Origin of the sequence: Azospirillum sp. TSH64, from assembly GCF_003116035.1 — a bacterium.
Lineage (GTDB): Bacteria > Pseudomonadota > Alphaproteobacteria > Azospirillales > Azospirillaceae > Azospirillum.
Genome location: NZ_LGQW01000015.1, coordinates 5,927,218 through 5,941,423 on the forward strand (window position 1 = coordinate 5,927,218; position 14,206 = coordinate 5,941,423).

Here is a 14,206-nt window from a genome sequence, read left to right on the forward strand (position 1 = left end):
ATGGCTGTGCTCCTCGGTCTCCAGCCGGTGGGGCCAGCCCTGCTCGACCGCATCGCGGAAGCGGTGGAGGGAGCCGACGCCGGGGTTGCCGCCCCAGGAGAAGATCAGCTTCGCGGCACAGCCCATGCCGATCAGCTGGTCGTAGATCAGGTCCGGCGTCATGCGCACCAGCGTCAGGCCGCGCCGGCCCTGCCGGATGATCTCATGCCCGGCGGCATGGGGGATCAGGTGGGTGAATCCTTCCAGGGCGACCGTGTCGCCGTCGTGCACGAGGCTCGCCACCGCCTCGCGCAGGGGCGTGATCTTCGCCATTGTTTCCTTCCTTTCTTGCTCAGGTCTGATGAAACCTCAGAAGACCGATTGGCCGGTCCGACGCAGATCAGTGCGCCGCGGACAAAGCTTCTCGCCCGACGGGCTCCTTACGGGTGCGGATCAGCCCAACGGCCAGCGCTGCAACCAGCAGTGGGATGGCTATGGCGACGTAGTAGCCGGTGATCCCCCCAGCTTGGAGGAACCAGCCGCCGGCTGCTGAACCGATGATCGAGCCCACGCGCCCCATGCCGATCGCCCAGCCCGTGCCAGTGGCACGCAAACTGGTCGGGTAAACGTTGGCAATCAGATAGTTGAGCGCGATCTGTTGGCCGCCGACACCAAACCCGGTTGCCCCAACCAGCACGAACACCAGTGCCCAGTTGTCGCCGGCGGCGAAAGCCAGAGCCAAGCAGGTGGCAACACCGCAGGCAAACATGGCGAGGAGGATGCGTCGGACATCAAGCCGCGCCAGCGCGATCGACAGCGGAATGGCGCAGGCGATGAAGACGCCATTGACCGTCACCGTCCCAAGAGCAGCCCGTTCGGTCGCCAAACCGGCGGAGATCAGCACGGTCGGCAGCCACAGCAGCAACATGTACCAGGCGATCCAATTGAAGAAATACGTCGCCCAGATGGCCAACGTCCGCAGCCGCCATTCCGGCGCCAGCAGGGCTGACACACGCGATTTCTCCAGGCGCGCCGGAACGACAAAGCTGGTGTCCGGCGCAGGCCGCTCACCGGTCGTCCTCTCCAGCAGCCGCAGGATTTGCTCACGGTTCCGCTCCTGATCCTGGGCCACCAGGAAGTGCGGCGATTCCGGGAGAAGAAGGCCTGCCACCACCAGAAGCGCAAGGGGGGCCGCTCCGCCGGCAAAGAAGATACCTTCCCAACCGATCGCCGGCAGCCAGGAGGAAGCCAACAGCCCACCCAGCATCGCCCCGGCCGGGAGGCCCAGCAGAATACCGGTCATCACGGTTCCGCGCCGGCGAACCGGGCTGTATTCGGCAACCAGCGACAGCAGAACCGGCGTCATTCCGCCCATTCCGAGGCCGGCGAGGAAGCGCAGGACGACGACGTGCTCGGGAGCGGTGGCAAAGCCAGTGGCCAGTGAGCTGATGCCGAATAGAAACAGCGCGGAGAGAATGGCAGGCTTGCGGCCGAGACGATCACCGATCGGACCCAGCGTCATCGCTCCCACCATCATTCCGATGGTGCCGGCCATCAGAATGCCGGCCAACCCGCCTTTGGGGGCAAGCCCGAACGTTTTGGCAACCGACGGGCCGGTATAGGCAATCGCCTGTGTATCGAACCCGTCCAACAGCGCGCAGAGAAAGCAGAGAAGATAAAGGCGCCATTGGAAGAAGCCGATCGGCGCCGCGTCGATGTAATCCTGTAGGTTCTTTTGCAACGATCTCGTTCCTCAACAAGAGAGGGACGACGTCCCGCACCGCTAAGGCCGGGACGCCGCTGTTGTGGTTGGCGGGAGCAGCAGCCCGGTCAGTCGATGCTGCTCGCGGCCGGCAGTGGGCCGGCGAAGGACGAGGAGGCAGCCGTCCGATGAGCTGGCTGCGGAGCCAACCGGCCTTTCACCACCATGAACAGCCCGGCCAGGATGGCCGGGATACCGACGATGGCGAAGGCGGTCGGCAAGCCGAGGCCGCTGGACAGAACGGTGCCGCCGACCATGGAGCCGAGAACCGATCCGCTGCGCCCGACGGCGTTGGCCCAGGCCACGCCGGTTGCCCGGTTCGCCGTCGGGTAGAAGCCCGCCGCCAGCGCGTTCACGCCAACCTGCGCACCGGCCAGGCAGAAGCCGGCGCCGAACACGGCGGTGGCAAGCAGGGCAGGGGAGGTGGTGGCGCTGCCGATCAGCGCGATGAACAGGGCGGCGGTCGCGTACGCGATTCCCAAAACCTTGTGCGGGTCGACACGATCCATCGATGCGCCGATCACCAAAGCGCCGACGGTGCCGCCGAACTGCAGCATCATGGTCATCAGCGAAGCATCCTTCAGGGTCATGCCTGCGCTGCTGATCACCGTCGGCAGCCAGCTCGACAGCAGGTAGAAGACGAGCAGACTCATAAAGAAGGTCAGCCACAGCAGCAGCGTCCCGGCGACCAGCCCTGGCTGGAACAGCTGCCCCACCGGCGAGCCTGCCGGCCTGTGCACGCCAATGAAGCGCGTGCCGGTCAGTTCCGCCTCCGGAGCGATCCGCTTCAGGATTGCTGCCACCCGCTCTGCCGGGGCATTCCGCAGAACGAGAAAGCGCACCGATTCAGGCAGAGCCAGCAGCAGGACCGGCACCAGCAGCAACGGCACGACGCCGCCGAGCAGCAGAACCGACGACCAGCCGTAGCCGGCCACCAGCTGTGCCGCCGCCAGCCCGCCCAGCGCCGAGCCGAGCGTGAAGCCGCAGAACATCAACGTGGTCAGGAAAGACCGCCGCTTGTCCGGGCAAAACTCTGAAGTCAAGGTGATGGCGTTGGGCATCGCCCCACCCAGCCCCATGCCGGTCAGGAAGCGAAGCACCGTCAGTTCGGTGATGTTCGTCGCCCAGGCGGACGCCAAGCTGGTCAGCCCGAAGAACAGGACGGTGAGGATCAGCGCGCGCTTGCGCCCGATCTTGTCGGCCAGAGGCCCAAAGATGAACGCCCCGATCATCAGCCCGAACAAGCCGGCACCGAACAGTGGCGCCAATTGGGCCGGCGCCAGCTGCCATTCGGCGCGCAGCGCCGGAGCGATGAAGCCGATCGCCGCCGTGTCTAAGCCGTCGATGGCGACGATCAGGAAACAAAGGCCGATCAACGTGACCTGGAATGCGGAAATCTTGTGGGCATTGATGAAGTCCTGGACGTCGATGACGCGTGGTGTCGATGACACGGGCGTTCCTCCCTGTTGACGCGATGGACCGGAAAAAAGGCTGCGTCGTTGCGCAGTGGACCCACCCGCGTGCTCCCGCGGAGCAGGGCAACGCTTTAGGGTTGATGGGTCGGGATGCCGACGGTTCGGCCGACGCCCACTTGGCAGTGGGCGCCCCTCACGTCATTTGGCGATGGGTTTGTCTTCCGCTCTCGGCGGTCAGCCGAGGGTGTTCAGCCGATGCTGCCACCGGCAACGAAGCAGGTTTGGCCGGTGATGTACGATGCGTCGTTTGACGCGTAGAAGCAGATCGCAGCGGCGATTTCCTCTTGGGTGCCCATCCGTCCCATCATCGTGTCGCGCATGACCTGGTCGTAGGTTTCACGTTGCCAGATCGTTTCCTGTTCACTCATCGGCTTTGGATTGCGCGGGATGGCACGTTGTCCATTGTCGACGGCGCCCGGGGAGACCGCGTTGACGCGGATGCCCTTGTCCGCCAGTTCCATCGCCATACAGGTGGTCATGGCATGCACCCCGCCCTTCGCGGCGGAGTAGGGGACACGGTAAATTCCGCGGGTGGCGTTGCTGCCGACATTGACGATGCTGCCACCGCCTTGCGCGATCATCACCGGGATCACCGCCCGGCAAGACCAGAGGGTTGGCCAGAGTGAACGGTTAATCTCCTTCACCATCTCCTCCTCCTGGTATTCCCAGAAGGGCTTCATCCAGATGGTGCCGCCGACATTGTGGACGGAGATGTCGATGCGCCCGAACGCCTCGATCGCGGCATCGACCATGGCTTGAGCGCCGGCATAGGTTTCCAGATCGGCGGTGAGTGCCAGTGCCGACGCCCCCTGGCTCGCCAGCTCCTCCGCCACCTGATGCACCAATTCGGAACGGTCGACCAGCAGCAGCCTGGCTCCTTCACCTGCCGCCCGTGCGGCAACCGCTCGCCCGATGCCCTGGGCGGCACCGGTGACAATCATCACCTGATTGTCGAAGCGTCCGCTCATGGTCATCGGCCATTCCCTTCGCTGGCGGCGAATTTCTCATAATGGAAGCTTGCCGGGGTCAGGCCGCAGTCGCGGAAATGGGTGCGCACGGCCTCAACCATCGGCGGTGGGCCACAGAGGTAAACGTCGACATTCCCGCCGTTCAGATGCTCCGGCTGGAGATGGTGGGTGACGTATCCCTTCAACGGATGGCTGCTGCCCTGGTCGGCCACGCAGGTGGTGAAGGTAAAGCCTGGGATTCGCTCTGCAAATCTCTGCAGCGCCTCGACCTCAACGAGATCGTGGTCCAGGGTGACACCGTAGATGAGGTGAACCGGGTGCGAATTGCTGCCTTCCACCGCAGCGATGCGGTCCAGCATCGACAGGAAGGGCGCCAACCCTGTACCTCCGGCCAACATCAGTACCGGCCGTCGGACCTCGCGCAAATAGAAGCTGCCGAGCGGTCCGGTCAGGGTCAGACGGTCGCCCGGCTTGGCCCTGCCTGTCAGGTAGCCGCTCATCAGCCCGCCCGGCACGTTGCGGATCAGGAAGGTCGCAAGCTCTGCCCCTGGCGGCGAACTGAAGGAGTAGGAGCGCGTCTGTCCCGTGCCAGGCACCTCGATGTTGACGTACTGTCCGGGCAGGAAGGCCAGGCGCGCGGCATTGTCCAAGGCCAGGGACAGTCCGATGCTGCTGTCCGACAGGCGGGTGACGGACACCACCTCGGCCGAGACGTTCATCGCCCTTGTTTTGCAGATGTCCGACGATGCGGCGATGCGCAGGACGATGTCGGATGCCGGACGCATCTGACAGGTCAGACAGTAGCCCTCCTCCGCCTCCGCGTCTGTCAGGGCATCCTCGATGTAAGAGCCGCCGTCATAGCGCCCGGCCTCGCAAAAGCTCTTGCAGGTGCCGCAGGCGCCGTCGCGGCAGTCGAGCGGGATGTTGATGCCTTGCCGATAAGCAGCATCCGCGACCGTTTCACCGAGGTTGGCATCGATGAAGCGGGTCAGCCCGTCCTCAAAGGTCAGCGCGATGTGAAAGCTCATGAGTCGTCTCCCTGGCTTTGAGACGCACAGAAGGGCGTCGGGCCAGTTGTCGCCCGTCCGGGATGATCGATCCCGCCCGGCCGATCAGATGTGGTAGATGTCGATGACGTGGTGGATGTAGTCGTTTTTCAGAACCACCGTCTTCTCTTTGATCAGTGGTGTCTCACCCGAAACATCCAGCGTGTAGAAGGACGTGCCGAAATAGGTGTCGGTCGCCTTGTAACGGAAGCTCAGCGTGAACCAGTTGAAGCGCAGCTTGCAGACACCGTCACGCTGCTCGATGACTTCGAGGTTGCTGATATTGTGCGAGGTGCGCGGTTCCGGCAGACTGGTGGCGCTCGACCGTTCCGTCTTGATGCGGAACACGCGATCCTCAAGGCCGCCGCGGTTGCCATAATAGATCAGGGAGATCTCGCGCTGCGGGTCGGTGGTCAGCGCGCCGTCATCATCCCAGGCGGGCATCCAGAACACAGCGTCCGGTGCGTAAAGCTGCACCCAGTCGTCCCATTGTTTTTCATCGAGCAGGCGGGCCTCGCGGTGGAGGAAGGCCTGCAGAGTCTCAGGAGTGATGGTCATGCGTTCCCCCGTCAAGCCAGCGTCTTCAGGCCGGACGATGCCTCTTCCACCGCCACGGCGCGGCGCATGGTGTCGAGCCAGTGCTGGTGCTGGACGACGAACAGCCCCTCGTCTTCGGTGCGCAGGCCGCTCATCAGCGGCTGCAGGTCGATGGCCTTGGCCGCCTCGTCGGCACCCTCCACCCAATGGGCCGCTCCGCGTGACAGGTCGTTCCAGGGGGCAGCGCTGCCGAGATAGCCGGTTTGGCAGGAGCGGAACTCCTCCAGGTCATCGGGGGTGGCCATGCCGCTGGCGTTGAAGAAATCCTCATACTGGCGGATGCGGCGGGCGCGGGCCTCCGCACTCTCGTTCTTCGGCGCGATGCAGTAGATCGTGACCTCAGTCTTGTCGACAGACAGCGGCCGATAGGTGCGGATCTGCGAGCTGAACTGGTCCATCAAGTAGACGTTGGGGTAGAGGCACAGGTTGCGCGAATTGCCGATCATCCAGTCGGCCCGCGCGGCCCCGTACTGTGCCGCCAACTCGTCCCGGCGCTCATAGAGAGGGCGGTCTTCGGGATTGGCCCAGCGGCTCCACAGCAGCAGATGACCATTCTCGAAGGAATAGAAGCCGCCGCCCTGCTTGGCCCAGCTTCCGGCGTCCATCGCCCGCACGCTGTCGCCGGCGGCGGCCGTCTTGCGGTGGTTGGTGGTTGCCGCATAGTTCCAGTGCACGGCGCTGACGTGATAGCCGTCGGCTCCATTCTCGGTCTGGAGTTTCCAGTTGCCGTCATAAATGTAGGACGAGGAGCCGCGCAGCACCTCCAGCCCATCCGGCGACTGGTCGACGATCATGTCGATGATCTTGGCGGCCTCACCCAGATGCTCGGTGAGCGGTGCCACATCGGCGTTCAGGCTGCCGAACAGGAAGCCGCGGTAGGATGCGAACCGGGCAACCTTTGTCAGGTTGTGCGATCCCTCCCGATTGAAGGCGTCAGGGTAGCCGGCGGACTCCGGGTCCTTGACCTTCAGCAGCTTACCAGAGTTGTTGAAAGTCCATCCGTGGAACGGACAGGTGTAAGTTGCCTTGTTGCCGCGCTTGTGCCGGCACAGCATCGCGCCACGGTGGCTGCAGGCGTTGATGAAGGCGTTGAGCTCGTTGTCCTTGTTGCGGGCGATGATGATCGGCTGCCGGCCGATGAAGGTGGTGAAGTAGTCGTTCTTGCCGGGGATTTGGCTTTCGTGGGCGAGGTAGATCCAGTTCCCCTCAAAGATGTGCGTCATCTCCAGTTCGAACAGCTCAGGGTCGGTGAAAATGTCGCGCCTGCACCGATAAATGCCCTGCTCTTTGTCCTCAACGACAGCGCCGTCCAGCCGCGCCATGAGATTGGCAGTCATGATCTGGTCCTCCACAAGATGGCGGGAATGGGGCCGGGCATGGCCCCCCGGAAGATCAGGCGGCCGTGGCGCGCGGACGCTCAGGAAGCGTGTTCAACACGCCATCCAGTGCGGACGGGAGAACGAAGTCGAAGGTGATGGTGGCGAAGGGCCGGTTCACGCCCATGTCGTGGAGGGCGGTCGGGTCCGTGTGGTGCTCGACCCCGGGGATCAGGCCGTCGCGGGTGGCGAAGGCGAAGTCGTCATGGACGTAGGGATCGTCCTTGATGTTGATCTGCGTCGTCAGCGTCCGATAGCCCGGTGCCGACACGAAGAAGTGAATGTGCGCCGGACGATGACCGTGGCGGCCCAGTAGGGTCAGGAGTTTTTGGGTCGGCCCGTTGGGCGGGCAGCTGTAGCCCGACGGCATGATGCTGCGGAAGCGGTAGCGCCCCTCGGCATCGGTGACGATGGTGCGGCGCAGGTTGAAGTCGCTCTGCGACTGGTCGAAGTAGGAGTAGTTGCCACGGCTGTTGGCGTGCCAGACCTCGACCTGCGCACCGGCAACCGGGTTGCCACGGGTGTCGAGGACCCGGCCATCCATGAACAGGATTTCGCCGTCGTCAGTGTCGTCGTCGAGCCGGGCTTCGCCCTGGCAGACGGGAGCACCGGCCACATAGAGCGGACCCTCGATGGTGCGCGGGGTGCCGCCGTCCATTCCGGCAGCACGCTCCTTCTCATCCTGGCGCAGGTCAAGGAAATGCTCGACACCAAGACCCGGCACCAGCAGTCCGACTTCATTGGACTTCCCGAGCTCGGTGACATAGCTGCAGGCCGACCAGAATTCTTCGGGCGTGACGTCCATCTCGTCGATCAGCACGAAGAGATCGAGCAGCATGCGGTCGACGACCGCTTTCACCCGCTCGTTAGCCGGAGCAATTTGGGTGCCGGAGATGCGCTTCGCGAACTCTTGGATCTGGTTCTTGTTCATCGTTTTCTCCCTAAACTTCGGTTATGGGTGCCTCAGCGGCGGGTAGGCGGCGACCGGCTCAGCGGTCATCGTCGCGGATGGACGAGGGATGGCGACACAAGGCGGTAACCGTCATCGCCATGTAGGGGAAAAGCGGCAGCGAGGTGAGCAGCGCGTGAAGTTCGTCCGCGCTTTCGACATCGAAGATGCTGACATTGGCGTAGCGGCCAGCGACACGCCAAAGGTGCCGCCACTTGCCCTCGTGCTGCATCTGTTGGGCGCGTTCGCGCTCGACCCGCTTCAACTCGTCTGCCACCTGTGGCGCCATGTCAGGCGGCAGGCGGACATCCATTTCGACCTGGAACAGCATGGTCTTGGCCTCGATCAAGGGGGGTGTGCGAGTGTTACCGGCCGTCACGCCGGAAGAAGGCGATGCGGTCCTCGTCCAAGTCGATGCCGAGGCCCGGCTTGTTGGGGATCTGAAGGCTGAAATCGCCATAAGCCAGGGGTTCGGTCAGGATTTCCTCGGTCAGCAGCAGCGGACCGAACAGCTCCGTGCCCCAGGCGAGCCGCGGGAACGTGGCGAAGAGGTGAGCGGAGGCGATGGTGCCGATCCCCCCTTCCAGCATGGTGCCGCCGTAAAGCCCGATCCCCGCCGCATCCGCAATGGCACTGACGCGCGCTGCAGCCTGGAGACCGCCGGACTGGGCGATCTTGACGGCGAAGACATCGGCTGCCGCCTGCGATGCGATGGCGAAGGCATCCTCTGGCCCGTGAAGACTTTCGTCGGCCATGATCGGCACGATGAAGCGTGCGGCCAAGCGTGCCAGTGCCGAGCGATTGCTGCGCGCCACCGGCTGTTCGATCAGATCGACGCCTGCGTCCTCCAACATTGCAATTCCGCGCGACGCGGTGGCTTCATCCCAGGCTTGGTTGACGTCGACGCGCACGCTTGCTCGGTCGCCCAACGCGCGTTTGATCTCAGCAACATGCGCGACATCGTCAGCCACCGGACGCTTGCCGATCTTCAGCTTGAAGATGTTGTGCCGCCGCAAAGACAGCATGCGCTCGGCTTCGTCGATGTCCTTGGCCGTGTTGCCGCTGGCGAGCGTCCAAGCGACCGGCAGCGTGTCACGGTGACGCCCACCCAGCAGTTCGGAAACCGGGAGGCCGAGCCGCTTTCCCATGGCGTCCAAGAGCGCCGTCTCGACCGCCGCCTTGGCAAAGTGGTTGCCAACAACGGCTCTGCCGACCTGCGCCATGGTTGCGGCAACGCGGGTGGGGTCGCTGGTTCGCAGCACCGGGGCTATGTAAGTGTCAATCGCCAGCTTGATACCTTCGGGGCATTCTTCGCCGTAGCTCAATCCCCCGATCGTTGTCCCCTCACCGATGCCCACAACGCCGTCGGAACAGCGAAGCCGGACTACGACGATGGTCTGCCGGTGCATGGTGGCCATCGAGAGCACATGCGGCCGAATGGTCGGCACATCGACAATGAGGGTCTCGATGCCGTCAATTCTGGTCATCCTGCGGCTGTCCTCGGCAAAACTTTGTTGTGCCACCACGCTATCTGTTGCCATGCGCATTGTGAAAGACCGTGTTGGTCTGGTTTGATACCCTCCAGGTATGGTATGGCGCGGCGGCCTTATCTCACGGCCGCCGTGCTCAATGAGGGAGAGGCTCGTTCATGGAACTTCGGCATCTCCGCTACTTCATGGCAGTCGTGAACGAGCGGAACTTCACGCGTGCGGCAGAGCGCCTGAACATGGCGCAGCCGCCGTTGAGCCGACAGATACAGCAATTGGAAGAGGAGCTTGGCCTTCAACTCATCGAACGGGACAGCCGTCCCCTGCGTCTGACGGAGCCAGGGCGCTTGATCTATGAACAGGCGGTCCACGTGCTGGAGCGCGTCGATGAAATCAAGGCGTTGGCTCGCCGCCTGCGCCACGCCGAGCATAGCCGCTTCACCATCGGCTTTGTGGCGTCCACACTCTATGGCTGGCTGCCAGAGATGATCCGCCGTTACCGCTCGATCCGTCCGAATGTGGAAGTCTCGTTGGTGGAGTTGACAACGGTCGAGCAGGTCGCGGCGCTCAAAGAGGGTCGCATCGACGTCGGCTTCGGCCGCATTCCGCTGGAGGACGCCGCCATCACGCGGACTCTGCTCCGCTACGAAGCCATCATTGCCGCCATACCGTCAGGGCACCGACTGCTGGAGCAGGAGCGCCCGCTCCGTCTCGACGACCTGACAGCCGGAACACTGGTTGTTTACCCCAAAACTCCGCGACCGAGCTTTGCCGATCAGGTGCTCGCGCTCTATCGCTTCCGAGGGTTAAAGCCAGACACCATTCTGGAAGTGCGGGATGTGCAGACGGCGTTGGGTTTGGTGGCAGCCGATGTCGGGTTTAGTTTGGTGACCGCTTCCGTACAGCATTTGCGGCGGGACAAAGTCGAGTATCGTCCACTTGAAGAAGCACATGCTGTCTCGCCGCTTTTCATGAGCCACCGGGTCAACGACACGTCTCCAGAAATTGCAATAATGCTTGATGCGATCCGCGATGTTTATCGCGCCAACCACGTTGAAAACGAACTTGGTGTCTGAGTGTGAAGTTGCTCAGTGCAGAATGTTGTGCCGGACATCAGGTGTACATCGCCCATCAAGCGGCCGATCAGCCGCTCGATGTGACCGCCAACATGCGGAATCTTAAGGGGCTGCGGCACCGTCCTGATCCCATGCCGCATCAACCTCCGAGCGGGAGCCGGGCCGATGAGGGCGGTACCGCGCGGCGGTGTCATTTGGCGCTCGGCATCTCGAACAACTTCGGAATCGGCACCCCGGCCCGGATGTTCCGGATCCAGCCTTCCTCCTTGAGCAGGTGGGCTTGCGCGGCCGCCAGCACCGTAGCGGCCTGCTCAAGGGGGACGACGACCACGCCGTCGTCGTTGCCCAGCACGATGTCGCCGGAGCGCACCGGGACGCCCGCCACCGAAATCGTCCCATCGATGATACCGCCGAAGCCGTGATGCGGCCCGCGCGGCACGACCGACCGGCAGAACATCGTGAAACCGGCTTTGCGCATGTCCGCGACATCGCGGATGGCACCGTCGATGACGGCGCCCCCCAGCCGGCGATGGATGGCTTCCTCCGCCATGACGCCGCCCCATACCGCCGTGTCCTCGACACCGCCGGCATCGACCATCACGATCTCGCCCGGCCGGGCGCTGCTGATGAGCGCGCAGATCGGGCCGCAATCCCCGACCATGGTCGTCACCGTCCGGGCTTGGCCGCACAGGACCTGACCATCCGCGATCGGCTTGATCGCGGCGTTCATCACCTGGGTGCGGTTCATGCAATCGGAGGCGACCGCCGGCGGGATCGCCCGCCAAGCGTCGAGTTCCTCGTCGCTCAGGACCCGGAACTGGGTGTCGTGCTGCTGGAAGGCCATGGCTCGTTCCTGATGATGGAGGGCGGGATCCTGCTTAGGAAGCCTTCGCGTCCCAGCCCGGGTTGACGTTGTTCCGCAGCCGTCCCTCGAACAGGAAGTCGAGCAGGATCTCGGCGGAGAAAACGCGCATGTCGCGATAGCCGGCCTCGGAGTAGAAGGCGGCGTGCGGCGTCAGGACGAGACGCCCGGCAAGCCAAGCCTCCTCCGCCTGCCACGCCGCGATCAGCGGCGGCGGCGGCATGGGCGGTTCCTTGGGCAGCACGTCGAGACCGGCGGCGGCGAGATGCCCGCTCTTCAGCGCGTCGTGGACCGCGTCCACGTCGACGAGGCCGCCGCGCGCGATGTTGAGCAGGATGCCGCCGGGCTTCATCGACGCCAGTTCCGGCTTGCCGATGATGTTGCGGGTCTGTTCGGACAAAGGCACGTGCAGGCTGACCACGTCGGAGCGCGACAGCAGTTCCGGCAGGGTCTTGACCCGCTCGATCCCGAGGCCGAGTTCGTGGCCTTCCGGGAGATAGGGATCGACGTAGATCACCTTCATGTCGAAGGCGGCGGCCCGGCGCATGATCGCGGTGCCGATGCGGCCCATGCCGATCGCGCCAAAGGTGGCGCCCCGGATGCGGCGCACCACGGGGACGTCTTCGGCCAGGAAGCCGGCCACGAGATCGGCCCTCAGCCGCGCCTCGTAGGAGCCGAGCCCGCGCACGAGGTGCAGCAGCATGGCCAGGGCGTGGTCGGCGACCTCCGAGGTGCCGTAATTGGGCACGTTGCAGACCGGAATGCCGCGCGCCCGGCACGCCGCGCCGTCGACGTTGTCGAACCCGACGCCGACCCGCACGATCACGCGGCATTTGTCGAGCTTCGCGACAACCTCCGGCGTGATCCGCATGCGGTGCCAGACCAGGATCGCGTCGCAGGAGCGCCAAGCCTCGTCCGGGATGGTCGCCGGGTCGGTCTCGTCGAACACAAGGTAGTCCAGCCGGTCTCCCGATACGCCGCGCTCGATGTCGAGGTCGCGGAGATGAACGTCGGGGACCAGGACCTTGAGAGGGTGGGTCATGGGGTTTCCTTGAGGAAAGGGCCGTCACAGGACCTTTTCGAGAAAGGCTTTCAGCCGTGGGTCGGTCGGATTCTGGAAGAGCGTCCCGGGAGGGCCGTGCTCGACGATCACGCCACGGTCGGTGAAGAAGACCTCGTCCGCGACCTCCTGGGCGAAGCGCATCTCGTGGGTGACCAGCACGCAGGTCATGCCCTCGCGCGCCAGATCGCGGATGACGTTCAGGACCTCGCTGACCATCTCGGGGTCGAGCGCGGCGGTGACCTCGTCGAACAGGATGACCTTGGGCTGCATGGCGAGCGCGCGGGCGATGGCGACGCGCTGCTGCTGGCCGCCGGACAGTTCGCCGGGATAGGCGTCCTGCTTTCCGGTCAGCCGGACCTTGGCGAGCAGGGCGAGCGCCCGCTCGCGCACGGCGGCCGGGTTCTCGCCCAGCACCTGCACCGGCGCCATGGTCAGGTTCTGCAGCACCGTGCGGTGCGGGAACAGGTTGTACTGCTGGAAGACCATGGCGACCTGATGCCGCAACGGCACCAGCGCCTTGTCGCTCGTCAGCGTCTCGACCGCGAAGGGGCCGACGCGGATCGTTCCCCGGTCGATCGACATCAGGCCGTTGATGCAGCGCAGGATCGTCGATTTGCCCGAGCCGGACGGCCCGATGATGCAAACCACGCCGCCGTCGCGGACGGACAGCGACACGCCCCTGAGGACCGTGACGGGGCCGAAGGATTTGTGGACGTCCCGGATCTCGATGAGCGGGGCGGATTGCTGGGAATGCCGGTGATGGGTCATTGGCGAACTCGCACCCGTTGCTCCAGCCACCGCGTCAGGATGGCGATCGGGAAGCAGAAGAGGAAGAAGAGGAACAGCACGTAGAGATAGATTGCCGTCGCGTAATGCGCGCCGTCGCTGGCGATGACGGTGCGGGCGACCGAGAGGATGTCGTTGGCGCCCGTCACCACGACCAGGCTGGTGCCGATGAACAGCATGGCGTAGGTCGTCATCAGGTTCGGGGTCATGAACTGGATCGCCTGGGGCACCACCACGCGGCGCAGGATCTGCAGCCGGCGATAGCCCAGCGAGCGGGCCGATTCCCATTGGCCGGTCGGAACCGCCTCAACGCCGCCGCGGAACACCTCGGCGATGTTGGCCGTCACCGGCAGCGCCAGCCCGATGATCGCCTTGATCACGGGCGAGAACGAGAAGATCGTCCCGAACGCCTCGATCTCGAACGGCAGCAGATAGAGCATCGCGTAGAGCACGACGAGCCACGGCGAGTTCCTGAGCACGTTCATGAGCAGGACCGACGGGGCCCGGACCAGGAGGGATTGGGAGATCATCCCGATGCCGAGCGCGGTGCCGGCGACGGCGGCGATCATCATCGCCCAGATGCTGATGACGATGTTGGCGGCGAAGCCGCCCTCGAACCGGCTGAAGTCCGGGGAGCCGCTGAGAAGCAACGGCGTCCGCGCGGCGAGCGCCTGGAGGACGCGTCCGGTCTCCGCGCCGTAGACGGTGACGAGAAGCGCCGCGAGGACCAGCGTGACACCGGCGGTGCCCAGCGCGAAGAGCTTGAGTTCCGCGTTCATG

At 64.5% G+C, this 14,206-nt stretch carries 15 protein-coding genes; 1 reads left to right on the forward strand and 14 read right to left on the reverse strand.

The genetic code is table 11. The annotated features are described in order from the left end of the window. The 10 genes from TSH64_RS28290 to TSH64_RS28335 form a co-directional block, all read right to left on the reverse strand. Window positions 1-312, reverse strand: a 312-nt coding sequence (locus tag TSH64_RS28290) for a CoA-transferase (RefSeq protein ID WP_282188127.1), incomplete at its 3' end; no start/stop codon positions are given. Window positions 313-379: 67 nt separating this feature from the next. Beyond that, the gene (locus TSH64_RS28295) at window positions 380-1,720 is read right to left on the reverse strand and encodes an MFS transporter (RefSeq protein WP_109450196.1); all 1,341 of its coding nucleotides are present in this window, start codon (window positions 1,718-1,720) and stop codon (window positions 380-382) included. A gap of 89 nt (window positions 1,721-1,809) precedes the next feature. Then, window positions 1,810-3,192 (reverse strand): MFS transporter, encoded by a 1,383-nt coding sequence (locus TSH64_RS28300; protein ID WP_109450198.1) that lies wholly within the window; start codon window positions 3,190-3,192, stop codon window positions 1,810-1,812. 212 nt (window positions 3,193-3,404) lie between these two features. Continuing rightward, window positions 3,405-4,190, reverse strand: coding sequence for a 1,6-dihydroxycyclohexa-2,4-diene-1-carboxylate dehydrogenase (locus TSH64_RS28305; RefSeq protein WP_199237684.1), 786 nt, complete (start codon window positions 4,188-4,190; stop codon window positions 3,405-3,407). Continuing rightward, a complete protein-coding gene (gene benC, locus TSH64_RS28310; protein ID WP_109450201.1) occupies window positions 4,187-5,212 on the reverse strand; it encodes a benzoate 1,2-dioxygenase electron transfer component BenC in 1,026 nt (341 codons plus the stop codon). Before benC ends, TSH64_RS28305 begins: the two co-directional genes overlap by 4 nt. 84 nt (window positions 5,213-5,296) lie before the next feature. After that, window positions 5,297-5,788, reverse strand: a complete 492-nt coding sequence (gene benB / locus TSH64_RS28315) for a benzoate 1,2-dioxygenase small subunit (protein WP_109450203.1) — start codon at window positions 5,786-5,788, stop codon at window positions 5,297-5,299. Window positions 5,789-5,799: 11 nt separating this feature from the next. Continuing rightward, a complete protein-coding gene (gene benA, locus TSH64_RS28320; RefSeq protein WP_199237685.1) occupies window positions 5,800-7,164 on the reverse strand; it encodes a benzoate 1,2-dioxygenase large subunit in 1,365 nt (454 codons plus the stop codon). A gap of 55 nt (window positions 7,165-7,219) precedes the next feature. Further along, window positions 7,220-8,134: a catechol 1,2-dioxygenase gene (catA, locus tag TSH64_RS28325; protein ID WP_109450205.1), complete on the reverse strand. Its 915-nt coding sequence runs from the start codon at window positions 8,132-8,134 to the stop codon at window positions 7,220-7,222. A gap of 58 nt (window positions 8,135-8,192) precedes the next feature. Next, window positions 8,193-8,483: a muconolactone Delta-isomerase gene (catC, locus tag TSH64_RS28330; protein ID WP_109083992.1), complete on the reverse strand. Its 291-nt coding sequence runs from the start codon at window positions 8,481-8,483 to the stop codon at window positions 8,193-8,195. A 34-nt stretch (window positions 8,484-8,517) separates the two neighbouring features. Then, window positions 8,518-9,639, reverse strand: a complete 1,122-nt coding sequence (locus tag TSH64_RS28335) for a muconate/chloromuconate family cycloisomerase (protein ID WP_109450207.1) — start codon at window positions 9,637-9,639, stop codon at window positions 8,518-8,520. A 161-nt stretch (window positions 9,640-9,800) separates the two neighbouring features. Here TSH64_RS28335 and TSH64_RS28340 point away from each other — a divergent pair, with 161 nt between their 5' ends. Continuing rightward, window positions 9,801-10,715 (forward strand): LysR family transcriptional regulator, encoded by a 915-nt coding sequence (locus TSH64_RS28340; protein WP_109450209.1) that lies wholly within the window; start codon window positions 9,801-9,803, stop codon window positions 10,713-10,715. Window positions 10,716-10,905: 190 nt separating this feature from the next. Here TSH64_RS28340 and TSH64_RS28345 read toward each other — a convergent pair whose 3' ends face one another. From TSH64_RS28345 to TSH64_RS28360, 4 genes are read right to left on the reverse strand one after another with little or no spacing between them, the layout of a single operon-like run. After that, complete coding sequence (locus TSH64_RS28345) at window positions 10,906-11,559, reverse strand: RraA family protein (RefSeq protein WP_109450211.1); 654 nt, start codon at window positions 11,557-11,559, stop codon at window positions 10,906-10,908. Window positions 11,560-11,593: 34 nt separating this feature from the next. Next, entirely contained in the window at window positions 11,594-12,619 is a 1,026-nt protein-coding gene (locus TSH64_RS28350) for a C-terminal binding protein (protein ID WP_109450213.1), read from the reverse strand. 24 nt (window positions 12,620-12,643) lie between these two features. Then, entirely contained in the window at window positions 12,644-13,408 is a 765-nt protein-coding gene (locus TSH64_RS28355) for an amino acid ABC transporter ATP-binding protein (RefSeq protein WP_109450215.1), read from the reverse strand. Further along, window positions 13,405-14,205: an ABC transporter permease subunit gene (locus tag TSH64_RS28360; RefSeq protein ID WP_109450217.1), complete on the reverse strand. Its 801-nt coding sequence runs from the start codon at window positions 14,203-14,205 to the stop codon at window positions 13,405-13,407. The genes TSH64_RS28355 and TSH64_RS28360 overlap by 4 nt, the downstream gene beginning before the upstream one ends. Between the last annotated feature and the right edge of the window lies 1 nt (window position 14,206).